22 protein-coding genes are annotated in these 26274 nt (G+C 51.2%); 12 read left to right on the top strand and 10 right to left on the bottom strand.

All coding sequences use genetic code 11. The features are described from left to right. Nucleotides 1-7: 7 nt before the first annotated feature. A complete protein-coding gene (gene pntA, locus SK32_RS05850) occupies nt 8-1537 on the bottom strand; it encodes a Re/Si-specific NAD(P)(+) transhydrogenase subunit alpha (protein WP_048212589.1) in 1530 nt (509 codons plus the stop codon). Between the two features lie 525 nt (nt 1538-2062). Here pntA and ydgH point away from each other — a divergent pair. From ydgH to folM, 3 genes are all read left to right on the top strand, one after another. Next, a complete protein-coding gene (gene ydgH, locus SK32_RS05855) occupies nt 2063-3007 on the top strand; it encodes a DUF1471 family protein YdgH (RefSeq protein WP_048211727.1) in 945 nt (314 codons plus the stop codon). Nucleotides 3008-3194: 187 nt separating this feature from the next. After that, nucleotides 3195-4577: an amino acid permease gene (locus SK32_RS05860; RefSeq protein WP_048211728.1), complete on the top strand. Its 1383-nt coding sequence runs from the start codon at nt 3195-3197 to the stop codon at nt 4575-4577. 37 nt (nt 4578-4614) lie between these two features. Next, a complete protein-coding gene (gene folM, locus SK32_RS05865) occupies nt 4615-5337 on the top strand; it encodes a dihydromonapterin reductase (protein ID WP_048211729.1) in 723 nt (240 codons plus the stop codon). Here the strand turns inward: folM and SK32_RS05870 are convergent. Beyond that, nucleotides 5334-5669: a GlpM family protein gene (locus SK32_RS05870; RefSeq protein ID WP_005121178.1), complete on the bottom strand. Its 336-nt coding sequence runs from the start codon at nt 5667-5669 to the stop codon at nt 5334-5336. The two genes, folM and SK32_RS05870, sit on opposite strands and share 4 nt — an antisense overlap. 126 nt (nt 5670-5795) lie before the next feature. On the opposite strand from SK32_RS05870, the gene rstA reads away from it, so the two are divergent. Beyond that, nucleotides 5796-6530, top strand: a complete 735-nt coding sequence (gene rstA, locus SK32_RS05875) for a two-component system response regulator RstA (RefSeq protein ID WP_162926026.1) — start codon at nt 5796-5798, stop codon at nt 6528-6530. An 84-nt stretch (nt 6531-6614) separates the two neighbouring features. On the opposite strand, the gene SK32_RS05880 is transcribed toward rstA, so the two are convergent. From SK32_RS05880 to SK32_RS05895, 4 genes are all read right to left on the bottom strand, one after another. Next, nucleotides 6615-7643, bottom strand: a complete 1029-nt coding sequence (locus SK32_RS05880) for a HoxN/HupN/NixA family nickel/cobalt transporter (protein WP_048211731.1) — start codon at nt 7641-7643, stop codon at nt 6615-6617. Nucleotides 7644-7764: 121 nt separating this feature from the next. Continuing rightward, nucleotides 7765-8607 (bottom strand): aminoglycoside phosphotransferase family protein, encoded by an 843-nt coding sequence (locus SK32_RS05885; RefSeq protein ID WP_048211732.1) that lies wholly within the window; start codon nt 8605-8607, stop codon nt 7765-7767. A gap of 44 nt (nt 8608-8651) precedes the next feature. Continuing rightward, nucleotides 8652-9176, bottom strand: a complete 525-nt coding sequence (locus SK32_RS26405; protein WP_048211733.1) for a hypothetical protein — start codon at nt 9174-9176, stop codon at nt 8652-8654. A 99-nt stretch (nt 9177-9275) separates the two neighbouring features. Beyond that, a protein-coding gene (locus SK32_RS05895; RefSeq protein WP_087770335.1) for an IS3 family transposase occupies nt 9276-10423 on the bottom strand; the annotation gives its coding sequence in 2 pieces (ribosomal slippage) (nt 9276-10186 and nt 10186-10423; 1149 coding nt in all). A gap of 377 nt (nt 10424-10800) precedes the next feature. Here SK32_RS05895 and rstB point away from each other — a divergent pair. Together rstB and tus are read left to right on the top strand one after the other, a co-directional pair. Then, nucleotides 10801-12102: a two-component system sensor histidine kinase RstB gene (gene rstB, locus SK32_RS05910; protein WP_048211735.1), complete on the top strand. Its 1302-nt coding sequence runs from the start codon at nt 10801-10803 to the stop codon at nt 12100-12102. Between the two features lie 73 nt (nt 12103-12175). Then, a complete protein-coding gene (tus, locus tag SK32_RS05915; protein WP_048211736.1) occupies nt 12176-13105 on the top strand; it encodes a DNA replication terminus site-binding protein in 930 nt (309 codons plus the stop codon). Here tus and fumC read toward each other — a convergent pair. Both fumC and fumB read right to left on the bottom strand, forming a co-directional pair. Beyond that, a complete protein-coding gene (gene fumC, locus SK32_RS05920; RefSeq protein WP_048211737.1) occupies nt 13102-14505 on the bottom strand; it encodes a class II fumarate hydratase in 1404 nt (467 codons plus the stop codon). The genes tus and fumC overlap by 4 nt on opposite strands. 142 nt (nt 14506-14647) lie before the next feature. Further along, entirely contained in the window at nt 14648-16294 is a 1647-nt protein-coding gene (gene fumB, locus SK32_RS05925) for a class I fumarate hydratase (RefSeq protein WP_048211738.1), read from the bottom strand. A 263-nt stretch (nt 16295-16557) separates the two neighbouring features. On the opposite strand from fumB, the gene manA reads away from it, so the two are divergent. Continuing rightward, the gene (manA, locus tag SK32_RS05930) at nt 16558-17733 is read left to right on the top strand and encodes a mannose-6-phosphate isomerase (RefSeq protein ID WP_005121190.1); all 1176 of its coding nucleotides are present in this window, start codon (nt 16558-16560) and stop codon (nt 17731-17733) included. A gap of 107 nt (nt 17734-17840) precedes the next feature. Beyond that, complete coding sequence (locus tag SK32_RS05935) at nt 17841-19349, top strand: YdgA family protein (RefSeq protein WP_048212590.1); 1509 nt, start codon at nt 17841-17843, stop codon at nt 19347-19349. A gap of 57 nt (nt 19350-19406) precedes the next feature. On the opposite strand, the gene SK32_RS05940 is transcribed toward SK32_RS05935, so the two are convergent. Continuing rightward, nucleotides 19407-20435, bottom strand: coding sequence for a Mal regulon transcriptional regulator MalI (locus SK32_RS05940; protein ID WP_048211739.1), 1029 nt, complete (start codon nt 20433-20435; stop codon nt 19407-19409). A gap of 169 nt (nt 20436-20604) precedes the next feature. Here SK32_RS05940 and malX point away from each other — a divergent pair, with 169 nt between their 5' ends. The 3 genes from malX (at nt 20605) to add (ending at nt 24482) form a co-directional block, all read left to right on the top strand. Continuing rightward, a complete protein-coding gene (malX, locus tag SK32_RS05945; protein WP_048211740.1) occupies nt 20605-22197 on the top strand; it encodes a maltose/glucose-specific PTS transporter subunit IIBC in 1593 nt (530 codons plus the stop codon). A gap of 10 nt (nt 22198-22207) precedes the next feature. Continuing rightward, complete coding sequence (locus tag SK32_RS05950; protein WP_048211741.1) at nt 22208-23380, top strand: MalY/PatB family protein; 1173 nt, start codon at nt 22208-22210, stop codon at nt 23378-23380. A 100-nt stretch (nt 23381-23480) separates the two neighbouring features. Beyond that, a complete protein-coding gene (gene add / locus SK32_RS05955) occupies nt 23481-24482 on the top strand; it encodes an adenosine deaminase (RefSeq protein ID WP_048211742.1) in 1002 nt (333 codons plus the stop codon). 90 nt (nt 24483-24572) lie between these two features. Here add and SK32_RS05960 read toward each other — a convergent pair whose 3' ends face one another. Beyond that, nucleotides 24573-25613: an oxidoreductase gene (locus tag SK32_RS05960; protein ID WP_048211743.1), complete on the bottom strand. Its 1041-nt coding sequence runs from the start codon at nt 25611-25613 to the stop codon at nt 24573-24575. Between the two features lie 241 nt (nt 25614-25854). On the opposite strand from SK32_RS05960, the gene blr reads away from it, so the two are divergent. Then, nucleotides 25855-25980 carry a division septum protein Blr gene (gene blr, locus SK32_RS05965; protein ID WP_040233850.1) on the top strand — a complete coding sequence of 42 codons (126 nt, stop codon included), beginning with the start codon at nt 25855-25857 and terminating at the stop codon, nt 25978-25980. Nucleotides 25981-26274 lie beyond the last annotated feature (294 nt).

Here is a 26274-nt window from a genome sequence, read left to right on the forward strand (position 1 = left end):
TTACCCCTTAGTTTTTCCGGAACATTTTCAGCATGCGCTGAGTCACGGTGAAGCCACCGAAAATATTAATGCTGGCAATAAGCACCGCGATAAAACTCAGGAAACTCACCCAGCCGCCCTGGCCAATTTGTAATAATGCCCCCACGACGATGATCCCGGAGATAGCGTTAGTCACGGACATCAGCGGGGTATGCAACGCATGCGAGACATTCCACACCACGTAGTAACCCACCACGCAGGAAAGTGCGAACACCGTAAAGTGTCCGAGGAACTCTTTTGGCGCGACGTCGGCTAGCCAGCCAAACAAAATCACCACCAGCGCCATCAGCGCATATTTGCGCCATGGGGATGCAGGTTTTTTCTCTTCCTGTGGTGCAGGTGCAGCTTTAGGCGCCGCTTGTGGCTGAGCAGAAACCTGGATGGGTGGTGCAGGCCACGTAATTTCACCATCGCGAACCACTGTCACGCCGCGCACCACCACATCGTCAAAATCAACGGTGATGTTGCCGTCTTTCTCTTTGCACAACAGTTTCAGCAGGTTTACAAGGTTGGTGCCATACAATTGTGAAGACTGAGTCGGCAAACGCCCCGGCAAATCGGTATAGCCGATAACCTTGACGCCGTTCTCGGTGGTGGTCACCTGATTGGCAACGGTATACTCGCAGTTACCCCCGTTTTGCGCGGCGAGATCGACAATCACGCTGCCGGGCTTCATCGAATCAACCATCTCACGCGTGATCAGTTTCGGCGCTGGTTTCCCCGGGATCAGCGCGGTGGTAACGATGATGTCGACGTCTTTTGCCTGAGCGGCGAACAGCTCCATCTCCGCTTTAATAAACGCTTCGGACATCACTTTGGCGTAGCCATCGCCGCTGCCCGCTTCTTCTTTAAAGTCCAGTTCGAGGAACTCAGCGCCCATACTCTGAACTTGTTCTTTTACTTCCGGGCGAGTGTCAAAGGCGCGAACAATCGCCCCGAGGCTGTTTGCTGCACCGATAGCGGCCAATCCTGCCACGCCAGCACCGATCACCATCACCTTGGCAGGTGGAACTTTACCCGCCGCGGTAATTTGCCCGGTAAAGAACCGTCCGAACTCATGTGCCGCTTCAACAATTGCACGATACCCGGCAATGTTGGCCATCGAGCTTAAGGCATCCAGTGACTGCGCACGCGAAATACGCGGCACGGAATCCATCGCCATGACCGTCACATTTCGCTCAGCGAGCTTTTGCAGTAGCTCAGGGTTCTGCGCAGGCCAGAGAAAACTCACCAGCGTGGTACCCGAATTAAGCAACGGAATCTCAAACGCTTCTGGCGCATTGACCTTCAGGATAATCTCTGACTGCCAGACAGCATTCCCGTCAACAATTTCTGCGCCTGCTTGCACAAACGCCTTATCGTCAAAACTAGCCAGTTGACCTGCGCCGCTTTCAACCGCGACGCTAAAACCCAGCTTCAGCAACTGCTCAACCGTTTTCGGTGTGGCTGCAACACGGGTTTCATTGGTTAACCGTTCTTTTGGTATGCCAATTCGCATAATGTTCCCTTCCATCTGTATTTTTGATGATGGTTTATCAATGTTCGCAAGAGGCATGCGCACACTCCCGAGAGAGCTCAGTGTTACCCCAATAAAATAAAACAGTAACAAACTCTGTATAAGCTACTGAAAATGACGCCTGTGATCTAGCGCCAAAAAACAGTATTTATTATGAAATTTGCAAAACAGGAATGAATTCATTCGCAAGCAGGGATAATGCCCTTTAAATAGCCCGCAAAGGCCGATAATTCGCTCAAGCGAAGCGGCAAAACATGATTAAGCGCCACCGTAGAACAATTGATTAACATTAAATTAACTTATGAAATTCAACTGCTTTATCAGTTTTAGCCGCCAAACGCCGAATTTTTAGACATATCACTAAATGTTATCGATGTTGTTAGCATGGGTGGCACGATGAGTGAAAAATCACGCAGACACTGACACAATTTAAATGCAATAATCAGCCACGTTTCTAGTCAATAACAATACCAGTACCTGGTTTGCGCAAGGCGAAGGATTATTTTTATGAAGCTTAAGAACACTCTCCTGGCGTCCGCTCTTCTTTCTGCGACTGCTTTTTCTGTAAATGCAGCGACAGAATTGACGCCGGAGCAAGCAACTGCCCTGAAACCCTATGACCGCATTGTGGTTACCGGTCGTTTTAATGCTATCGGTGATGCGGTAGACGCCGTATCCCGTCGTGCAGATAAAGACGGTGCAGCCTCCTTTTATGTTGTTGATACCTCAGATTTTGGCAGTGGCGGTAACTGGCGCGTCGTCGCCGATATCTATAAAGCCGACGCTGAAAAAGCAGAAGTCACCAAAAATCGCGTCATCAACGGCGTTATGGAATTACCGAAAGACCAGGCTGTTCTGATTGAACCTTTCGATACCGTTACGGTTCAGGGTTTCTACCGCAGCCAGCCTGAAGTAAATGATGCCATCACCAAAGTGGCAAAAGAAAAAGGGGCTTACTCTTTTTATATCGTACGCCAAGTTGATGCCAACCAGGGGGGTAACCAACGTATTACCGCATTCATCTACAAAGAAGATGCGAAAAAACGTGTTGTTCAAAGCCCTGATGCGATCCCTGCCGATTCTGATGCCGGACGTGCCGCTTTAGCAGCCGGTGGCGAAGCCGCGAAGAAAGTTGAAATCCCAGGCGTGGCAACAACCGCGTCTCCGAGTGCCGAAGTGGGTCGTTTCTTCGAAACTCAGTCAACTAAAGGCGGGCGTTACACTGTCACCCTGCCTGACGGTACTAAAGTTGAGGAGTTGAACAAAGCTACCGCCGCGATGATGGTGCCGTTCGACAGCATCAAGTTCACCGGTAACTATGGCAACATGACCGAAGTCTCTTACCAGGTTGCGAAACGTGCAGCGAAAAAAGGTGCCAAGTACTACCACATTACCCGCCAGTGGTCGGAACGTGGTAACAACATGACCATCAGCGCCGACCTGTATAAGTAACAGACAGTTGTAACAATAAAAGGCGGCTTTATGCCGCCTTTAGCATTTTTAGTCACAAATCTGCCTATCCCCATTGCATGCGCTGTCTTCTCTCCGTAAAATCCCGCGCCTTGAGTCGCTTTCACCATTTTTATGCGATTTGCCAAAATAATTATTCTCTCACTCTCGTTTTTGTAACTGGATACAAATGGAAAAGAAATTGGGTCTGAGCGCACTGACGGCGCTGGTTCTAAGCTCAATGCTTGGCGCCGGTGTTTTCAGCCTGCCACAAAATATGGCTGCAGTAGCCAGCCCGGCAGCGTTATTGATTGGTTGGGCGATTACGGGCGCGGGGATCCTGCTGCTCGCGTTTGCCATGCTTATCCTGACGCGTATCCGCCCGGAACTGGACGGCGGTATCTTTACCTACGCGCGTGAAGGCTTCGGAGAACTGATCGGTTTCTGTTCCGCTTGGGGGTATTGGCTGTGCGCCGTTATCGCTAACGTTTCCTATCTGGTTATCGTCTTTTCCGCACTTAGCTTCTTTACCGATACACCTGCGTTGCGTCTGTTTGGCGACGGGAATACCTGGCAGTCTATTGTTGGCGCATCGGTACTGCTGTGGGTCGTGCATTTTCTGGTGTTACGTGGTGTACAGACAGCCGCCAGCATTAATCTGGTGGCGACGCTGGCGAAGCTACTGCCGCTTGGCCTGTTTATCGTTCTGGCATTTATGTTATTTAAGCTCGACACCTTTAGCCTGGACTTTACCGGTGTGAAACTGGGTGTTCCTGTCTGGGAGCAAGTTAAAAACACCATGCTTATCACTCTGTGGGTGTTTATCGGCGTGGAAGGCGCTGTCGTGGTGTCCGCACGGGCGAGGAACAAACGCGACGTTGGGCGCGCGACACTGCTGGCAGTACTTGCCGCGCTTGGCGTCTACCTGTTGGTGACCCTGCTTTCTCTTGGCGTGGTCGCACGCCCGGAACTGGCTGAGATCCGCAACCCATCAATGGCTGGTCTGATGGTTAAAATGATGGGGCCATGGGGCGAAATCATTATCGCCGCGGGTTTGATTGTCTCTGTCTGCGGCGCCTATTTGAGCTGGACGATTATGGCGGCGGAAGTCCCGTTTCTGGCATCCACGCACAAAGCATTCCCGCGTATTTTTGCCCGTCAGAATGCGCAAGGTGCGCCATCTGCATCACTGTGGCTGACTAACATCTGCGTGCAGGTCTGTCTGGTGCTGATCTGGCTCACAGGTTCTGACTACAATACGCTGCTGACTATTGCCTCAGAGATGATTCTGGTGCCCTATTTCCTCGTCGGCGCATTTTTGCTGAAAATAGCGACCCGCCCAATTCATCAGGCTGTTGGTGTCGGTGCATGCATTTATGGCTTATGGTTACTGTACGCGTCAGGTCCGATGCACCTGCTGTTGTCCGTGGTGCTGTATGCTCCGGGGTTGCTGGTTTTCCTTTATGCCCGCAAAACTCACGCGCATGACAACGTATTAAAACGCCAGGAAATGGCTTTGATCGGCCTGCTTCTTGTAGCAGCTGTTCCAGCGACCTGGATGCTGATGGGTTAAATAGTTGACCCATCGTTTGCGACTCATGGAGATCTCGATGGGTAAAAAGCCCGCTTTGCCAATACTTATCACCGGAGGGGGCCGTCGTATCGGTCTCGCCATCGCGTGGCATTTTCTGAATCAAAAGCAGCCGGTGATCGTCAGTTACCGGACACACTACCCGGCGATTGATGGCCTGCAAGAGGCGGGTGCACAATGTATTCAGGCTGACTTCGCGACCGACGAAGGCGTCCTCGCTTTTGCCAGGGAAGTGAAAGCCCGTACCGAAGGTTTACGCGCTATTGTGCATAATGCCAGCGCCTGGCTTGCCGAAAAACCGGGGCTGCCGCTTTCTGAGGTGCTGTCCAGCATGATGCAGATCCACGTGAATACCCCTTACCTGCTTAATCACGCGCTGGAAGGCCTGCTACGCGGACATGGGCATGCGGCCAGCGATATTATCCATTTTACTGATTACGTCGTAGAGCGTGGCAGCGACAAGCATATTGCCTATGCTGCCAGTAAAGCTGCTCTGGATAATATGACCCGCTCATTTGCCCGCAAACTGGCCCCGGAAGTGAAAGTTAACGCAATCGCCCCCTCGCTAATCCTGTTTAACGAGGGTGACGATGCAGAATATCGTCAGCAGGCGCTGAATAAATCGTTGATGAAAACCGCGCCCGGTGAAAAAGAAGTCATTGATTTAATAGACTACCTGTTTACCAGCTGCTTTGTCACCGGCCGCAGCTTTGCCGTTGACGGTGGTCGCCACCTGCGCTAGTGCAGTTTTATCCAACAAAAGATCAGCAACCACGCGCTCAGGCTCCAGCAGACTACCGAGCCAATGAGCGCGACGGGTAAACGCATAAAACCGGTGAAGTACCACAGTGAAATGAGGTAGACAAAATAGGGAATAATCGACCACATGCTGAATACAATCGTTGTACGCAGCGCCTCGATCCCACGTTCACTGGCCACAATATAGTGGGCAATCAACGCAAAGGTTGGGAACAACGGAATTAATCCGGCAATATAGTAATTCTTTGTTTTAGCCAGCAAGCCAATCAACACCACCACCAGCGCACCCAGCGCCGCTTTTACTACGAGCCCCATCGTTTTGCCTTAACACATCAATAACATCAGCCTCTAGCATAACGGAAGCGTTCTCGTTTAGAAAAGATTAATGGAAGGAAAAACGATGGCGGTGTATGTTGGCGTTTTATATTCAAAATGAATGATATGAACACCATCGTATTTGTTGAAGATGATCCCGAAGTAGGTTCGCTGATTGCGGCCTATCTGGCCCGGCATGATATTGAGGTTATCGTTGAACCTCGTGGTGATTTGGCCGAAGAGAAAATTCTGCAAGTGCAACCCGATCTGGTGTTGTTAGATATTATGCTTCCAGGTAAGGACGGTATGACTATTTGCCGTGATTTGCGTGGGCGCTGGCAAGGTCCAATTGTCCTGCTGACTTCGCTGGACAGTGACATGAACCATATTCTGGCTCTCGAAATGGGTGCCTGCGACTATATCCTGAAAACCACACCACCGGCAGTACTGCTGGCTCGCCTGCGCCTGCATTTACGCCAAAACGAACATTCAGCCCAGGCTAAAGGGATTCAGGCTGCCACCATCACCCCGCACACCACTCTGCGTTTTGGTGCACTGACCATTGACCCAACGAATAGGTCTGTGCTGCTCGGCGGTGAGCTGGTCGCCCTCTCTACGGCGGATTTTGAGTTACTTTGGGAACTGGCAACCCATGCCGGGCAGATTATGGACCGTGATGCGTTGCTGAAGAATCTGCGCGGCGTAAGTTACGACGGTATGGACCGCAGTGTCGATGTCGCAATTTCCCGGTTACGTAAAAAACTGCTCGATAACGCGACTGAACCCTATCGAATCAAAACGGTACGCAACAAAGGTTATTTGTTCGCGCCACACGCCTGGGACGACGAATCTCAGAAATAACCCACCGGATGAGGCGCATAACCTATCGCGTGAATGCAACTCAACGTGACAGCGTCACGTTGAGTTGCATACCGATTTTCTACCTCAACTGAACGTCAGACCGTCATACTTTTTCCAGCGGTAGTTCAACGCGGAAATAATCCAACAGGCAATAAAAACGCCAATAATGACAAACCCGACGTTGCCCATGTGGTCACTTAAGTTACTGACCGTGTCCCACAGCCCGCCCTGTAACGAAAAAGCATCAGACAGCAGGCCCAACCCCTCCAGTCCACCGATAAACAGCGCCACAATCACTGAGGTTCCGGTAATGGTCATATTGTAATACAGCTTACGCTGCGGCTTATTGAATGCCCAACCGTAGGCCTCAACCATCAGAATACTGTCGAGGCAGTCAATCAGCGCCATACCGCAGGTAAACAGCGCCGGGAAGACTAAAATGGACCAGACAGACATCCCGTTGGAGGCGCTTGAAGCCGATATGCCCAATAACGAGATTTCAGTCGCGGTGTCAAAGCCCAGGCCAAATAAGAAACCAACAAAATACATGTGCCAGTCTTTCCCAACCAACCTGAAGGCTGAGCGGAATAGCCAATTCAGCGGACCTGAAACCGTGACATCTTCCGTGGAGAGATCATAAATACCGGTACGTTTCAGATGGCGGAACGCCTTCCAGACCTGACAGAAAATGATGAGGTTGATGGTAGCCAGAATCAGCAGAAATGCTGCAGAAACGGTGGTTCCGATAATTCCACCAATATTCTGAAACCATACCATATGCTGCTTAAACACGCTGGTGGTCAGAGCAATACCCATACTTGCCAGCACGACGATGGTGGAGTGTCCCAGAGAAAACCATGCCCCCGTCGTCAGCGCGCGTTTGTTTTGCTGCATGAGCTTTCGCGTCGCACTATCTATGGCCGCAATATGATCGGCATCGACTGCATGACGCAGACCATAACACCACGCGATCAGGCTCAGCGCCAGAAGTGACGTATTATGCCGAAACGCGGTGAATGCCCAAAGCCAGGCGACTATGTTTGCTCCGATGAGAAAAACCACCAGCAATATGAGGTTTGGCCGTTTTTTTATTAATGAATACAACGAAGTCATTATTTCCGGCCCACTCGTTTTGTAATAAACAACACAACATCACCGCCGTTCACTGATAGATTAATAAAACGTTTACCAGCCTAATGATAACGTTTAAGAATTACCAGCCCAGTGTCTTAGATCAAAGTTGCCTGCTCTCTTCGTCCAGTTCAGCAATCGCTAACTCCGCGACACGCAAGGTTATCGCCGCATTTTCCCCATCCTCCAGAAACCATGCAGAAGATAAACCACACCATGCGGCTATCCACATCAGCAGTCGCTGTCGTTCAATCCCGGCTATCTCAGCGACAAGTTGCACGCGTTGCTTAAAAATGTTTGGGTCTGTCGCGATAGCAACACAGGGATCGGCAAGGTCAGGATTCGTGAATATATTGGCGAAATCAAACCCTCGCTCACCCAGTAGTCCCTTGGGATCAATTGCCAGCCAGCCTGCCGGGCCAAAATCGAGGACATTGCCGTGGTGTAAGTCACCATGCAATACGACCTCATTCTGAGGAGATGAGAACAATTCGTTTGCGATCTCTGCACAGCGCGTCATAACTCCACCATAGATTTTCGCCGCTGGGGCAAGATCGCCAAACCAATGATGTAGCGGCGTTAGCGCGGGTGTAGACGTATTTTGCGGGAGATGGAGACGGCTGGCAGTATGGCAAATAATGCGACAAACCTGCGCATCTTTGCCAGAGCGGGACATGTCAGCTAAAGAACTCGACCCTGTCGCTCGTTCTAACAGAACCGCGCCATCAGCATGAGCAAGCACTCTCGCTGCGCCATTCCCGCTCCACCAAACCATCAGCTCGCCGCCATTTCGTTCACTGTCATTGGTGGTGAGTTTGAGTATCGCTTTTTGTCCATTTTTAATAACGGTAACGGGCAAAAGCTGCGATGTGTGCGTTGCAATCTGTTCGCCATCAGGGGTGAGTCCCCATCGGCTGAGCCAGCCATTGACTACAGATTTATCCAATGCGACCTCTTATTTGATTGAGCCTTGAGGCGAAAAGCATATTGTTACTCCACTTTATAGGGAAATACATGAACAACGTTGCCTGCCAGTAGATACACTCCAAGACTCTCGGTTCTTTGCTTAACTTCTTCAAAAGGAAGTTGCGAATCGGGCTCGCGTCCTCCCCAAACCAGCAGCCCATTGTTGGCATAATGTTCCATGAACTCCAGGGTTTTGCCATTTTCAAGCGCAATAACCACCCTGCTCCCTTTTAGCGGTTGCAGGGAACCGTCATCATCTGCAATAAACATCTCTGTTACACAGGAATCAGATTCTTTGATCGGGAGCGGTGAAACAATCATGCCATTGGCCGCTACCGGTTTGAAATCCAGTTGCGAGGTCTTCACTTCTTCTGACGTTTGATACGGAATTCTGCCGCCCCAAATATGGATCCCGTCAGGGATTCCCTCCGGTAACGGTTGTGGGCTACCAGCCAGTTCAAGCGATTTGCCATCAGCAAACTCAACAACAATACTGCGACCATTTTGTAAGGCTAAATCGCCATTCTGGTCGATAATATAGATCTTCATATCATCCTGTCTCCGCTGTTTTTGATACTCGTGATTGATACTCAGGAAGATGAAAATGCTAAAAGCCAATAAACAGCTGCCTGAATCGCCACGGATAATCTAGACACTTCCGAGCCGTTGATAATACTGGTTTTCATATTCTGTCGGTGACATCTGATCGCTAGAACCATGCCGACGCTTACTGTTATAAAACATTTCGATGTAATCAAAAATATCGCTGCGGGCTTCTTCCCGCGTTCCGTAGATCTTTTTCTTTATCCGTTCGCGTTTCAACAACTGGAAAAAGCTTTCTGCAACCGCATTATCATGGCAGTTACCGCGACGGCTCATGCTGCCCTCCAGGCCGTGTGATTTCAGGAACGACTGCCACTCATGGCTTGTGTACTGACTGCCCTGATCCGAATGAACCAGCACCTGTTTTTGGGGATTACGCCGCCATACAGCCATCAGCAGTGCGTTCAGGACAATGTCCTTTGTCATCCGGGATTGCATGGACCAGCCGATAATTTTGCGTGAGAACAGATCAACAACCACGGCAAGATACAGCCAGCCTTCGTGGGTCCTGATGTAGGTTATGTCCGTTACCCAACGCTCATCCGGAGCATCCGGGTTGAACTGTCGCTGGAGCCTGTTGGGCGACACGATACTGGCCTCGCCTTTACGTGCCCGCGGGCTCCGGTATCCGACCTGAGCCTTTATCCCGACACGTTTCATCAGTCGCCAGACTCTGTTCACTCCGCACTGTTGCCCGCTGTCCCGCAGATCCAGATGGATTTTGCGATAACCATAGACGCATCCCGATTCCAGCCAGAACTGTTTAATCTGTCCTGTCAGTCTCAGGTCTGCCTGATGGCGTTGTGAATGCGGCTGCTGAAGCCAGGCGTAAAAACCACTGGGATGAACATCCAGCACCCGACAGAGCAGGCGAACAGGCCAGCAACAGGTGTTGTCACGGATAAAGGCGTACCTCAGTCGGACAGCTTTGCGAAGTACGCCGCGGCTTTTTTTAATATGTCCCGTTCGTCGGTAACCCGCTTCAGCTCTTTCTGGAGACGGCGGATCTCGGCCTGAGCATCTGACTCTTCTTTATTAGTGGAAGAATCCGGACCGTACTTCTTTATCCAGGCGTAAAGGCTGTGGGTGGTGATATCGAGACGTGTTGCAACGCTGGCAACAGAATAACCGCGATCAACAACCTGTTTGACTGCTTCAATTTTAAACTCTTCGGGATAACGCTTACCGCTCATGGGCACCTCTCTTTAAGCCATCTTAAATGACTCTGAGGTGTCTGTTAAACCTGCGGCGATTCACTGCTAATTCGATAAGCTCACTCTGGAACACAACCATAAGGCGTTCTGGCGTGCGCCGCCGTCGCCCATAGCAAACCCGGCATACTTATGCATGCTGGATGCTCTCCGCTGGAGCCAACCCTACGTTTATTGCAAATCAGATGGGTCATGAGAATGCAGAAATGGTTTATACAGTGTACTCTGCCTGGATATACGCGCTTGATGGTGATCAAATAGCCTTTCTGAACCAGCGCATCAGCGGATACAACAGTGTCCCCTGGTGCCCCAGAGGGAAACGCGCAATAGCTAACATATTGAACATTGAGTGATTTTTCATGAAAAAGCTGTTTGTGCAGTTTTATCTCTTATTGTTTGTCTGTTTTCTGGTGATGACCCTGCTGGTTGGCCTGGTGTACAAATTCACCGCAGAACGTGCGGGCAGACAGTCGCTCGACGACTTGATGAAAAGCTCGTTGTATCTGATGCGCAGCGAATTACGCGAAATCCCGCCGCGTGACTGGGGAAAAACCCTGAAAGAGATGGATTTAAATCTGTCTTTTGATCTTCGCGTAGAACCGTTGAATAAATACCATCTGGATGCTCCCACCATGCAGCGCTTACGGGAAGGCGATATCGTTGCGCTCGACGATCAGTACACCTTTATTCAACGAATTCCACGAAGCCACTATGTACTAGCCGTCGGCCCGGTACCTTATCTCTATTTCCTGCACCAGATGCGCTTGCTGGACGTCGCGCTGATGGCCTTCATTGCTATTTCATTGGCCTTCCCTGTGCTGATCTGGATGCGCCCACACTGGCAAGAGATGCTCAGACTGGAGGCCGCTGCGCAGCGTTTTGGTGAAGGGCATCTTAATGAGCGGTTGCACTTTGACAGCGGATCAAGCTTTGAACGTCTGGGCGTGGCGTTTAACCAAATGGCAGACAATATCAATGCCCTGATTGCCAGTAAAAAACAGCTGATTGACGGCATTGCCCATGAGCTTCGCACACCGCTGGTGCGATTGCGTTACCGCCTGGAAATGAGCGATAACCTCACCGAGCAGGAATCGCAGGCGCTAAACCGCGATATTGGTCAACTGGAAGCGTTAATTGAAGAATTGCTCACCTATGCTCGTCTGGATCGGCCGCAAAATGAGCTAAAACTCAGTGTTCCGGACCTGCCTATGTGGCTAACAACCCATCTGGAAGATGTACAAAGCGTCAATCCCGATCGTGCGGTACGCCTGCGCCATCTTCAAATCGGAGACTACGGCGCACTGGATATGCGTTTGATGGAGCGTGTGCTGGATAATTTGTTAAACAACGCTCTGCGTTACTGCCAGTCTACTGTGCAAGCCAGCCTGCAACTCAATGGGAGTCAGGCAACGCTTATCGTCGAAGATGATGGACCCGGCATCGCGCCAGCTGCGCGCGAGCAGATTTTTGAACCGTTCGTTCGTCTGGACCCCAGCCGTGACCGGGCGACAGGTGGCTGCGGGCTTGGCCTCGCCATCGTCCACTCCATTGCTCTGGCTATGGGCGGTACTGTGGTCTGTGGTGAAAGTGAACTCGGTGGTGCCCGCTTCTCCTTCAGTTGGCCTGTCTGGCATAACATACCTGAATTTTCAGCTGCCTGACCTACACCGCTCGGTGGTCAGGTTGAGTGTCTTGTGCTATAAAAAAGTATGTTGTAACTAAAATGGTAAGCCTATGTCTCGCTATGATCTTGTCGAACGCTTAAACGGAACCTTTCGCCAGATGGAACAAGAACTGGCACACCTCACCGGGCAATTGCAACAGCAGGCGCTGCTGATTGCTCGCGTGTTCTCGTTGCCGGAAGTGGTGAAAGAGGCAGAACACGCGCCACTGGAAACCATCGACGTTAAACAGCACTTGGGTAAAGAGGCGGAAACCCTGGCACTACGCCACTTTCGCCACCTGTTTATTCAACAGCAGTCCGAGAATCGCAGCAGCAAAGCGGCTGTCCGCCTGCCGGGGGTACTCTGCTATCAGGTGAATACCGGCACACAAGTCGTGCTGGAAGAGCAAATACAACGTATTAATCAGCTTAAAACCACCTTTGAGCGTATTGTCACCGTAGATTCTGGTCTGCCATCGGCGGCGCGTTTTGAATGGGTGCACCGCCACCTACCGGGGCTGATTACGTTGAACGCCTATCGGACGCTAACGGTCGTCAGAAATCCGGCTACCCTGCGATTTGGCTGGGCCAACAAGCATATTATTAAGAACCTGACACGTGATGAGGTACTGCAACAACTGGAAAAGAGCCTGACATCACCACGCAGCGTGCATCCGTGGACACGCGAAGAGTGGCAGGCCAGGCTTGAGCATGAATACCAGGACATTGCTGCCCTGCCACAGCAGGCAAAATTGAAGATCAAACGCCCGGTCAAAGTACAACCCATCGCCCGAGTCTGGTACAAAGGGCAGCAAAAACAGGTGCAATATGCCTGCCCGACGCCATTAATTGCGCTAGTAAATAACGAAAACGGCATGACGGTGCCGGATATCGGAGGATTACTGAACTACGATGCTGACAATGTTCAGCACCGTTTTAAACCTCAGGCACAACCGTTAAGACTGATTATCCCACGGCTGCACCTGTATGTAGCGGATTAACGACCCGGTCGCATGCTACCGACCATCAGTTCCGGGCGGACCCAACTGTCGAATTCGACCTCGGTTAAATATCCCAGCGCCAGGGCTGACGCTTTTAAGGTCAGTCCTTCTTTATGCGCCTTTTTAGCAATCTCAGCCGCTTTATCGTAACCGATATGGGTGTTTAGCGCGGTTACCAGCATCAGTGATTCGTTGAGCAGCTGATCAATGCGTTCACGATTTGGCTCGATCCCTGTCGCACAGTGTTCGTTGAAGCTTTCCATACCATCAGCCAACAGGCGAACCGATTGCAGGAAGTTGTGGATAACCATCGGGCGATAGACGTTCAGTTCAAAATTCCCTGACGCCCCGCCGATATTAACGGCAACATCGTTACCCATAACCTGACAGCACAGCATAGTCAGGGCTTCACATTGTGTCGGGTTAACCTTACCCGGCATGATGGAACTGCCCGGCTCATTTTCAGGAATAGAAATTTCGCCAATGCCGCAGCGCGGACCGGATGCCAGCCAGCGTACATCATTGGCGATTTTCATCAGCGATGCAGCCAGGCCTTTTAGCGCGCCGTGAGCATGAACCAGGGCATCGCAGGTGGCGAGCGCTTCGAATTTATTCGGCGCGGTGACAAAAGGTGCAGAGGTCAACACAGCCAGTTCATCCGCAACCCGCTCGGCATATTCCGGGTGGGTGTTCAGCCCGGTCCCTACCGCCGTACCGCCCAACGCCAGTTCAGCAACGTGTGGCAGACTATGTTCAATATGCTTCAGGTTATGTTCCAGCATGGCCACCCAGCCTGAGATTTCCTGACCCAGCGTCAGGGGCGTCGCATCCTGTAAATGGGTTCTGCCGATTTTGACAATGTCGGCGAAGGCATGCGATTTTTCACGTAACGTGGTGGTCAACACATTCAGTTGAGGGATCAGATGCTCACGCAAAGCCAACAGCGCGGCGACATGCATTGCCGTGGGAAAAACATCATTTGAACTTTGGCTTTTGTTGACGTCATCGTTCGGATGTATTTTTCGCTCCATCCCCCGCACGCCGCCCAACAATTCGCTGGCCCGGTTTGCCAGCACCTCATTCATATTCATATTGCTTTGCGTGCCGGAGCCGGTCTGCCAGATAGCCAGCGGAAACTCATCACGATGTTTGTCTGCCAGAACCTCGTCTGCAGCCTGCATGATGGCGGAGGCTTTTTCCGCAGCCAGCAACCCCAAATCCTGGTTAACCTTCGCAGCGGCCCGTTTAGTCAGCGCCAACGCGTGGATCAGCGAAACCGGCATTTTCTCTGTTGAAATGCGAAAATGCTCCAGCGATCGTTGCGTTTGCGCGCCCCAGAGTTTATCGGCCGGGACATCGATCGCACCCATTGAATCATTCTCGCGGCGTACCGTTACCATTACCTGCTCCTTATATTAACGATTGATTAGGTTATGTTTCGACATTGCCCACTTGCATTGGTCTTATGAGTATTAACGAGGAAAAAACTGTCGTTTGGTGGTTCGTGCGGTAAAAAAAAACCGCCCCGTAGGGCGGCTGACGTTACTTAACGCAGCGTGCGCACTGCGACGTCTGAATTTGCTGGAAGAAATCGTTCCCTTTGTCATCCACCAGGATAAACGCCGGGAAATCTTCCACTTCAATTTTCCAGATGGCTTCCATCCCCAGTTCGGGATATTCCACGCACTCCAGACTCTTGATACTGCCCTGAGCCAGCACGGCCGCTGGCCCACCAATGCTGCCTAAGTAGAAACCGCCATGTTTATGGCAAGCGTCAGTAACCTGCTGACTGCGGTTTCCTTTTGCCAGCATGATCATACTCCCGCCCGCGGCCTGAAGCTGGTCAACATACGAGTCCATACGTCCGGCAGTGGTTGGACCAAGCGAGCCAGATGCATAACCTTCCGGCGTTTTTGCCGGTCCGGCGTAATAGATTGGGTGATCTTTAACATACTGCGGCAAACTTTCGCCGTTATCCAGACGTTCTTTCAGTTTCGCATGCGCTATGTCACGTCCAACGATGATCGTACCATTCAGCGACAAGCGGGTAGAAACCGGATATTGCGACAACTGTGCCAGGATATCCTTCATCGGACGGTTCAGGTCGACACGCACGGCTTCGCCTTCGCCTGCCTGACGCAGTTCTTCCGGGATATATTTGCCAGGATTGTGTTCGAGCTTCTCAATCCAGATCCCTTCACGGTTGATTTTGGCTTTGATATTACGGTCAGCAGAGCAAGAGACCCCCATACCGACCGGACACGACGCGCCGTGACGCGGCAGGCGGATTACACGGATATCATGAGCAAAGTACTTTCCGCCAAACTGCGCGCCCAGCCCTAAATTCTGTGCCTCAATCAGCAGCTCTTTTTCCAGCACCACATCACGGAATGCCTGGCCATGTTCGTTACCTTCGGTCGGCAGCTCATCATAGTATTTCGCCGACGCCAGTTTCACCGTTTTCAGCGTGGCTTCTGCGGATGTTCCACCGATCACAAACGCGATGTGGTACGGCGGGCAAGCTGCTGTTCCCAGCGTACGCATCTTCTCCACCAGGTAATTTTTTAATTTGCCTGGCGTGAGCAGCGCTTTGGTTTCCTGGTACAGATAGGTTTTGTTCGCCGAACCGCCGCCTTTGGCAATACACAGGAATTTATATTCATCGCCGTCGACGGTATACAAGTCAATCTGTGCTGGCAGATTGGTACCGGTGTTCACCTCTTTGTACATATCCAGCGCGGCGTTTTGTGAATAGCGCAGGTTATCTTCGATGTAGGTGTTATAAACCCCACGCGCCAGCGCCGCTTCGTCACCGCCGCCAGTCCAGACACGCTGTCCTTTTTTACCCACGATAATCGCCGTGCCGGTGTCCTGACATGTCGGCAGAATGCCCTTTGCCGCGATATCAGAGTTACGCAGGAATTGCAGGGCGACATATTTATCGTTTTCGCTGGCATCCGGATCACGCAGAATGTCTGCAACCTGCTGCTGATGAGCAGGACGCAGCATAAACGATGCGTCATGAAACGCCTGGCGAGCCAGCAAAGTTAAAGCCTCAGGCGCAACTTTGACAATCTCCTGCCCTTCAAATTCGGCAACGGAAACATGGTCGCTGGTCAGCAGATAGTATTCGGTATCATCCTTTTTGAGGGGAAAAGGATGCTGATAATGAAAGGGTTTGTTTGACATTGTGCTCTCACTTACTGCTCGGTCTGGTTATTCTCTGGGCAGATGTTCCATTGCCCTGCTTCCCTGCCGCAGATCGGGTTGTAGAAGATATGGCTTTCTGCAACCAGAATTACTCAGGGTATTAAAAGCGAGTCACCATATCCTACACAATTTTTTAACAAAAACTGAGACTAGTACGACTTTTTGCACGTGCAGGTTACTTCGACCGGGGTTTCTTGGTTTAATAGCCAGAGATTTTTCAACATTGAAACAGGGCATTGATAATGCAAAAACTGATCAACTCAGTGCAACACTACGCCTGGGGAAGTAAAACTGCGTTAACGGAACTTTATGGCATTGCCAACCCAACCCAGCAGCCAATGGCCGAGCTGTGGATGGGTGCTCATCCGAAAAGCAGCTCTCAGGTTCAAGGGGCCGATGGCCAACCCGTTGCTCTGCGCGATGTTATCGAGCACGATAAATCCGCACTGTTGGGCGATGCGGTAGCAAAACGCTTTGGCGAACTGCCCTTCCTGTTTAAAGTGCTCTGCGCCGCTCAACCCCTTTCTATTCAGGTCCATCCAAACAAACACAACTCTGAGATAGGTTTCGCCAAAGAAAACGCTGCCGGGATCCCGATGGATGCCGCTGAGCGTAACTACAAAGATCCGAACCACAAGCCAGAACTGGTTTTTGCCCTGACGCCATTCCTGGCGATGAATGCGTTTCGCGAGTTCTCTGACATCGTTGCGTTGTTGCAACCGGTTGCGGGCGCACATCCTGCCATTGCTCACTTTTTGCAGGAACCCGGTGCCGAGCGCCTGAGCTACCTTTTCGCCAGCCTGTTAAATATGCAGGACCAGGAAAAATCGCATGCACTGGCAATACTGAAATCAGCCCTTAACAGCCAGCAAGGCGAACCGTGGCAGACTATTCGCCTTATCGCTGATGTCTACCCGAACGACAGCGGTCTTTTCTCCCCACTGCTGCTGAATGTGGTGAAGCTAAATCCTGGCGAAGCGATGTTCCTGTTCGCCGAAACGCCGCACGCCTATCTGCAAGGTGTGGCACTTGAGGTCATGGCAAACTCAGATAACGTGCTGCGTGCAGGGCTGACACCGAAATATATCGATATTCCGGAGCTGGTGGCCAACGTTAAATTTGTCGCAAAACCGGCGAACCAACTGTTGACCACGCCGGTCAAAACCGGTGGTGAACTCGACTTCCCGATCCCGGTTGATGATTTCGCCTTCTCCCTGCATGAACTGTCTGCCGGAGAAGCCGTAATTAGCCAGCACAGTGCGGCGATTTTGTTCTGCATCGAAGGTGAAGCGCTACTGAGTAAAGGCGATCAACGTCTGGTACTAAAACCGGGTGAATCCGCATTTATTAGTGCGAATGAATCGCCAATAAGTGTCAGCGGCGTCGGCCGTTTAGCGCGTGTTTACAACAAGCTCTAGCAAGATACTGATATTTTTGACAACTCTTGCTAAGCTAGTAGAGAGTTAAAAACATGTCACTCCTCCAGGCGTCTTCAAACGCCTGGTTTTATTTTATGGATATCGAAATGAAAAAATCGCTGGTAGCTGCGGGTGTGGTGGTTGCGCTGGGTATCGTCTGGACGGGCGGCGCCTGGTACACCGGAAAGAAACTGGAAACGCATCTCGCTGAGATGGTGACGCAGGCAAATGATCAGATCAAACGCTACTCACCTGAGGCAGGAATTGAACTGAGTTATCAAAACTACCAGCGCGGCGTGTTCAATAGCCAACTGCAACTGGTAGTGAAGCCCATCGCCGGACAGGAAAACGCATGGCTGAAAGCAGGCCAAACTATCGTTCTGGATGAAACGGTGGATCACGGCCCCTTCCCGTTAACCCAGCTTAAGTCATTGAACCTCATTCCTGCTATGGCTTCGGTGAGAACAACACTGGTGAATAACGATGTCACTAAGTCATTGTTTGATATAGCCAAAGGCGAGTCTCCTTTTGTCATCAACTCCCGTATTAGCTATAGTGGCGACACCCGTTCCGATCTTTCCCTTAAACCGTTGAACTACGAGAAAGGCGACGAAAAAGTGGCCTTTAGCGGTGGGGAATTCCAGTTCACCGCAGATAAAGACGGTAACGCGGTTTCCCTGACGGGCACTGCGCAAAGCGGTCAGGTTAATGCAGTCAACGAATACGATCAGAAGGTGCAAATTACCTTTAATAACCTGACAACCGAAGGATCCAGCAGTGTCGCCAGTTTTGGTGAACGCATCGGCGACCAGAAGCTGTCTCTCGATAAGCTGTCGATATCGGTCGAAGGCAAAGAACTGGCCGTGCTGGAAGGGATGGGAATTGATGGTAAATCCGATCTGATTAACGATGGAAAAACCGTGAACAGTCAGTTGGATTACACCCTGAACAGCCTTAAATTACAGGGTCAGGATTTGGGTAGCGGTAAGCTAACGCTGAAAGTGGGTCAGATTGACGGTGAAGCCCTGCATCAGTTCAGCCAGCAGTACAGTGCCCAAACCAAGGTGCTAATGTCGCAGATTGATGTCGTCCAAAACCCAGAGCTGTATCAGCAGAAAGTCACGGAAGCGTTCTTTAATGCGCTGCCCATTCTGATGAAAGGTGAACCAGTAATCACCATTGCGCCGTTAAGCTGGAAAAATGCGAAAGGCGAAACGACGTTTAATCTGTCGCTGCTGCTCAAAGATCCAACCGCGACCAAAGAAGAGCCACAAACGCTGGCTCAGGAAGTGGATCGTTCAGTCAAATCACTGGACGCGAAGCTGACTATTCCTGTGGATATGGCGACTGAGTTCATGACACAGATAGCCAAAATTGAGGGCTATCAGCAGGAGCAAGCCGCGGAGCTGGCTAAACAGCAGGTCAATGGCATGGCTGCGATGGGGCAGATGTTCCGCATTACCACGATGCAGGACAACACTATCGGCTCCAGCCTGCAGTACACCAATGGCCAGGTAACGCTCAACGGGCAGAAGATGCCGCTGGATGAGTTTGTTGGTATGTTCGGTATGCCGACCCTTGGCGAACCGGATGCTCCGGCAGTTCCACAACAGTAATTCTTCTCTGAACCAGGCCCGATAATACCGCTTATCGGGCTTTTGATCTTCGCCAAGCTACTTCTGCGTGACCAGTCGGGCGGAAAGCGTCAGATTGCGGGAATGGCTGTCATCATTACCAATGCGCTGCAGTATACGTTCAGCCAGGGTATAACCCATTTCGCGTGCCGGGGTACTGGCCCAGATAATGGGAATGTCATCCAGCGCGTTTTCCGCCACATCCGCAAATCCTGCCAGTGAAACTTGCTGTTCAAAATAGCGATCGACGCCAATTTCGCCGCTCTGACGCCCCGCTCTCATCAAACCAAACCAGGCACCAACAGCGATGGTTTCGTTGTAACACACTACGGCGCTGATCGTCGGGTTGCGGCGTAACAGTGCAGCAACGGCTTCGGCAGCCTGCTTTTGACTGGATGAACACTCAAGAACCCAATCACTATGAAACGGTAAACCATATTTTAGCAGCGTCGCACAATAGCCGCCGACACGCTCTGCGCGGGTTAAAGAAGAACTCTGTCCCCCCAGCCACGCGATTCGCTGGTGGCCGTGCCGAATGAGATGCTCAACCAACAATTGCGCTGCCTGCATGTTGTCGGGTCGTACCGTGTCGACGTCATCCAGGTAACTGGCTCGTGAGGCAAATACGACCGGAATCCCTTTTTCTTCAGCCAGTTGTCGCAGCGCATCACTGCTATCAGCTGCACCTGCAATGACTACGCCATCCACGCCCTGATTAAGTAGCATCGCAAAACGCTGAGCCAATTGCTCACCGTCTTTGCCGCCGTGTAAAAGAAAGACCATCCGACCCTGTGCTTCTAATGCTTCCGTCAGGCCTGCCGTCAGTTCAGCATAAAATGGCGCAGACAGATCGCGCACAATCAGCCCGACCACACCACTCTGACCGCCACGCAGCACCGATGCCTGACGATTACGTACGAACCCCAACTGCTCAATGGCTGCGTTTACCCGCTCCCCGGTTGCGGATGAGATACGCCCTTTTCCACTAAGCACCAATGAGACTGTACTGACCGAAACCCCGGCAGCCAGCGCAACATCATGAATGGTTATTTTTTTGGCTATAGCCATAAAAACAGAAAACTCCCTGATAACGTGACGGATAAAACGTTTTATCAATCGGTTATAGTTATACGCCGTATTATCATTCGATAATGTGATTTATACCGCACTAAAATTAGGTAAAACGTTTTATCTTCTCGCCATCATTAGTCACCGAGCTTTCACGAGGAGTCGTTAGATGACGACGAGAACCACACCAAAAATAACGTTATGGGAATTTTTCCAGCAGTTGGGCAAAACCTTTATGTTGCCCGTGGCTCTGCTCTCCTTCTGCGGGATCATGTTGGGGATCGGCAGTTCATTAAGCAGTCATGATGTCTTAACGCTGATCCCCGCATTGGGTAACCCGGTGCTTCAGGCTCTTTTTACCTGGATGAGTAAAGTCGGCTCTTTCGCCTTTAGTTTCTTACCCGTGATGTTTTGTATTGCTATTCCTCTCGGTCTGGCGCGCGAGAACAAAGGTGTGGCGGCATTTGGCGGGTTTGTTGGTTATGCAGTCATGAACCTTGCCGTTAACTTCTGGTTGACGGCGAAAGGGATTTTACCTACCACTGATGCAGCAATCCTGAAGGCCAATAACATCCAAAACATCCTGGGGATCCAGTCGATCGACACCGGGATCCTCGGTGCCGTCATCGCTGGGATCATTGTCTGGATGCTGCATGAACGCTTCCACAATATCCGTCTGCCGGACGCATTGGCTTTCTTCGGCGGCACCCGTTTTGTCCCCATCATCTCTTCACTGGTCATGGGGCTGGTTGGATTAGTTATCCCTCTGATCTGGCCTGTATTTGCGATGGGTATCACCGGGCTCGGCAATATCATCAACAGCGCAGGTGAATTTGGTCCGATGCTGTTTGGTACCGGCGAACGCCTGCTGCTGCCTTTTGGCCTGCACCATATTCTGGTGGCCCTCATTCGTTTTACTGAAGCGGGCGGTACCCAGGAAGTGTGTGGTCATAGCGTCAGTGGCGCATTGACTATTTTCCAGGCGCAGCTGAGCTGCCCGACAACGCAAGGCTTCTCTGAAAGCGCAACCCGCTTCCTGTCCCAGGGTAAAATGCCGGCGTTCCTCGGTGGTTTGCCGGGTGCAGCATTAGCGATGTATCACTGTGCTCGTCCTGAGAATCGACATAAAATTAAAGGGTTATTAATTTCTGGTCTGATTGCCTGCGTCATTGGCGGTACCACCGAACCACTGGAATTCTTGTTCTTGTTCGTTGCCCCAGTTCTGTACGTGATCCACGCCTTATTGACCGGCCTCGGCTTTACCGTGATGGCGGTGCTCGGTGTGACTATCGGCAACACAGACGGTAACCTGATTGACTTCGTGGTGTTCGGGATCCTGCACGGGTTGTCCACCAAGTGGTATCTGGTCCCTGTTGTCGCGGCCATCTGGTTTTCGGTGTACTACGTTATCTTCCGCTTCGCGATCACCCGCTTTAATCTGAAGACACCGGGCCGTGATGTCGAAATTGCCAGCAATATCGAGAAAGTGATGGCAGGCACACCCGGTAAATCTGGCTACAATGTCCCGGCAATTCTGGCGGCATTGGGTGGCGCGGAGAATATCGTTAGTCTGGATAACTGCATTACGCGTTTGCGCTTGTCGGTCAAAGATATGTCACGCGTAAATGTCCAGGCACTGAAAGACAACCGGGCCATTGGCGTGGTACAGCTCAATCAGCATAACCTTCAGGTCGTTATTGGCCCGCAGGTCCAGTCAGTGAAAGACGAAATCGCAGTTCTGATGAACACCGTACAGGCGTGAGGACAACGACATGTTTGATTTTTCAAAGGTTGTGGACAGGCATGGTACCTGGTGTACTCAGTGGGATTACGTTGCCGACCGTTTTGGCACTGCCGATCTGCTGCCGTTCACCATCTCTGATATGGATTTTGCTACGGCCCCTTGCATTCTGGAGGCGCTGACACAGCGCCTGTCACACGGTGTATTAGGATACAGCCGCTGGAAAAATGACGAGTTTTTGGCGGCCATTAGCCACTGGTTTCTAACTCGTCACAATACCCGGATCGATCCTCAATCGCTGGTATATGGCCCCTCAGTTATCTATATGGTCTCAGAACTCATCCGCCAGTGGTCGTCTGCTGGCGACGCGGTAGTTGTCCATACGCCAGCTTACGATGCATTCTACAAGGCCATCGAGGGCAACCAGCGCACAGTGCTCCCCGTCGGTCTGGAAAAGCGGAGCGACGGTTGGTATTGCGACATGGCAAAGCTGGAAGCAGCTCTCTCACGGCCAGAGAGTAAAATTCTTCTGCTGTGTAGCCCACAAAATCCAACGGGCAAAGTGTGGACGCACGAGGAACTGGAAACCATGGCTGACTTATGCCAGCGACATGGTGTCAACGTCATTTCCGATGAAATCCATATGGATATGGTTTGGGGAGAGCAACCGCATATCCCGTGGTTCAATGTCGCACGCGGCGACTGGGCGCTACTCACCTCCGGCTCCAAGAGCTTCAATATCCCGGCATTAACCGGAGCGTATGGGATCATCGAAGACGCCAATAGTCGCAACGATTATCTCAGTGCGCTAAAGGGACGCGATGGATTGTCTTCCCCTGCGGTGCTGGCACTCACCGCACATATTGCCGCCTATCAGCAAGGTGAGCGCTGGTTGGATGCCTTACGGGATTATCTTGTCGGCAACCTGCATTATGTTGCTGATGAACTTAATACCGCGTTCCCTGAACTTAACTGGCAGATCCCGCAATCCACCTATCTGGCCTGGATAGATTTACGTCCGCTCAGGGTTGATGATCAGGCGTTACAAAATGCGCTTATCCACCAGCAAAAAGTGGCGATCATGCCAGGTTCGACCTACGGAGAGGAAGGGTGCGGTTTTGTACGCCTGAATACCGGATGCCCCCGCTCAAAACTTGAGAAAGGTGTTCAGGGATTAATTAACGCCCTGCGCTCTCTTCGCTAACTAAAGTTGCGCAATGAAATTAATCATTGCGCAACATAGATTTTTATCCCGATTTATTCTTATAATACTGCGCACTTTACCTAAAAACATGAGTGCGACCATGATTGATACTTCCCTTCCTTTAACCGACGTCCATCGCCACCTTGATGGGAACATCCGTGCCCAAACGATCCTGGATCTTGGTCGTCAGTTTAATTTAACGCTTCCTGCTCAAACACTTGAAATGCTGATCCCTCACGTGCAGGTAACGTCAACTGAGCCTGATTTGGTCAGTTTTTTGTCAAAGCTTGACTGGGGTGTCAAAGTGCTGGCCTCGCTGGATGCCTGTCGCCGCGTCGCATTTGAGAATATTGAGGATGCCGCACGTAATGGTCTGCATTACGTTGAACTACGTTTTTCCCCAGGCTATATGGCGATGGCCCATCAACTCCCCGTTGCAGGTGTGGTTGAAGCCGTTATTGCAGGCGTACGCGAAGGCTGTAAAACGTTCGGCGTTGAAGCTCGCTTAATTGGAATTATGAGCCGTACTTTCGGCGAAGCTGCCTGTTTGCAGGAACTGGATGCACTGTTAGCGCATCGTGATCACATCACCGCACTGGATTTGGCCGGCGATGAACTCGGTTTCCCGGGCAGTTTGTTCCTGTCCCATTTCAACCGTGCACGCGACGCTGGCTGGCATATCACGGTTCATGCAGGTGAAGCGGCAGGCCCGGAAAGCATCTGGCAAGCTATCAGAGAACTGGGAGCAGAACGTATTGGCCACGGCGTAAAAGCCGTCGAAGATCGCGCCCTGATGGATTTTCTCGCCGAGCAGCGCATCGGCATTGAATCCTGTCTTACATCGAATATTCAAACCAGTACCGTCGCCTCACTGACGACGCATCCGCTGAAAACATTCCTTGAACACGGTGTACTGGCCAGTCTGAATACGGACGACCCGGCGGTTCAGGGTGTGGATATTATTCACGAATACACCGTAGCCGCTCCGGCTGCAGGATTGACGCGTGAACAGATTCGCCAGGCGCAAATCAATGGCCTGGAAATGGCGTTCCTGAGCAATGAAGAGAAACAAGCACTGCGTGAGAAAGTCGCCGCAGCGTAATGGCTTTATTGCCGGATGGCGCTAACGCTTATCTGGCCTACATTGCATTGTAGGCCAGATAAGATGCCTCGACATCCGACATTGGCATTATCAGGCAAGGCACAGCGTCGATCGGTGTTTCGCCGATTCAATGCCCAACTCAATCAGTTCCATGATTTGAATGGCTTGTCTGGCTGGAACCGGGTTCTCGCCGTTACCATTCAGCGCATCACGGATTCCCGCATAGTAAGCCGGATAATTACCTGGCACGGTTAACCAGGTTTCTTCCACCTGCTCATCACCTTCCATGCGTGTCAGTACACCATCACGCATGTCATAACCCCAGTCTTCCTGTGGCAGCCGCTCACCATTTTTAAGACGTTCCTCTTGTGGGTCCAGACCATACTTCACATAGCTGCCACGCGATCCGTGAACGATATAACGAGCAGACTCAGCCGCTGCCAGCATCGTTCCGTGCAGAATCACCCGACGCTGCGGATACGTCAGGATGGCATGGAAGTAATCTGTCGACTGCGCCCCTGGACGGAGCTGTGCCAGATCGACCGTCAGACTCACCGGCAAGCCAAACAGGTTAATTGCCTGATCTAAAAGATGCGGCGCTAAGTCATACCAGATACCACTCCCCGGGCCACCCTGTTCACGCCAGCGGTCACGGACCTGCGGGCGGAAGCGATCGAAATGAGATTCAAAATAAGCCACCTCACCCAACGCGCCATCAGCCAGCAAGGCTTTCAGCGTCAGAAAATCGCTGTCCCAGCGACGGTTATGGAAGACAGAAAGCAGGCGCCCTACGCTTCTGGCCAGCGCATCCAGCTCGCGTGCTTGTGACAGTGTCACAGTGAAAGGCTTATCAACAACCACATGCTTACCTGCTTCCAGCGCCGCTTTCGCCAGCGGGAAGTGTGTATCATTGGGTGTAGGGATCACAATCAGGTCGATACTCGGATCGTTAAACAGGTGTTTAGGCTCAGTAACAACCGCCACCGAAGGCCAGTCCGCCTTCACTTTTGTTTCATCACTGCTGGACACCGCAACCAGTTCCAGACCCGGAGTGCCCACAATCAGGGGGGCATGGAAAGTTTTACTGGCATAACCGTAACCGATTAGCCCAACGCGGATGTTGTCACTCATGTTTTTGCCTCTCAATTCAGATCTGGCCTATTTCACACCATAGATAGTAGCGCCACAATAGTTTAATAACCTTTGCGCTACAAAGGTTGTTGCTTAACTTAAGTCAAACATATGCCACTTAGAGTTAACTTGCCGCGAAAAAGTCATCGAAATCGTTCCCAATACTCTTGCTGTATCATTTATTGATAAGTAACATTTGCTACCTGTGTTTATGGATAAATCAAAGCAAATGTCGTCAGTAATGAATCGTCTTATTGAGTTAACAGGTTGGATTGTTCTCGTGGTCTCCGTGATCCTGTTGGGTGTTGCCAATCATATTGACAACTACCAACCACCGGAACCCGTCGCTGCAGTACAGAAAAAATAAATATACGCAGCCCGTTATAGCCTGGCAGTTAACTCCGCGATGGTTGCTGGGTATGGCTGTAAAAGATCATTTTTTGTCAAAAAAAAAGCGAATTATGCCGCATCCCGCTCCAGCGCGTATTGCCTGCGATCGTGAAGCGCGTTACCCTTTCCGCAGGCGTAAATAGCGCCTGGATTCCCACAGGGTTGAAAACTCTTCTTACATTTGCGCGCAAATTCGCGTTTACCTGTACAACGTTGGTTGTTTTTTAATATTTACTACTCCGTTAGTATTATTTTATTAATATGGATTGCC

This window comes from Citrobacter sp. MGH100, assembly GCF_001034465.1.
Taxonomy (GTDB): Bacteria; Pseudomonadota; Gammaproteobacteria; order Enterobacterales; family Enterobacteriaceae; genus Citrobacter; species Citrobacter youngae.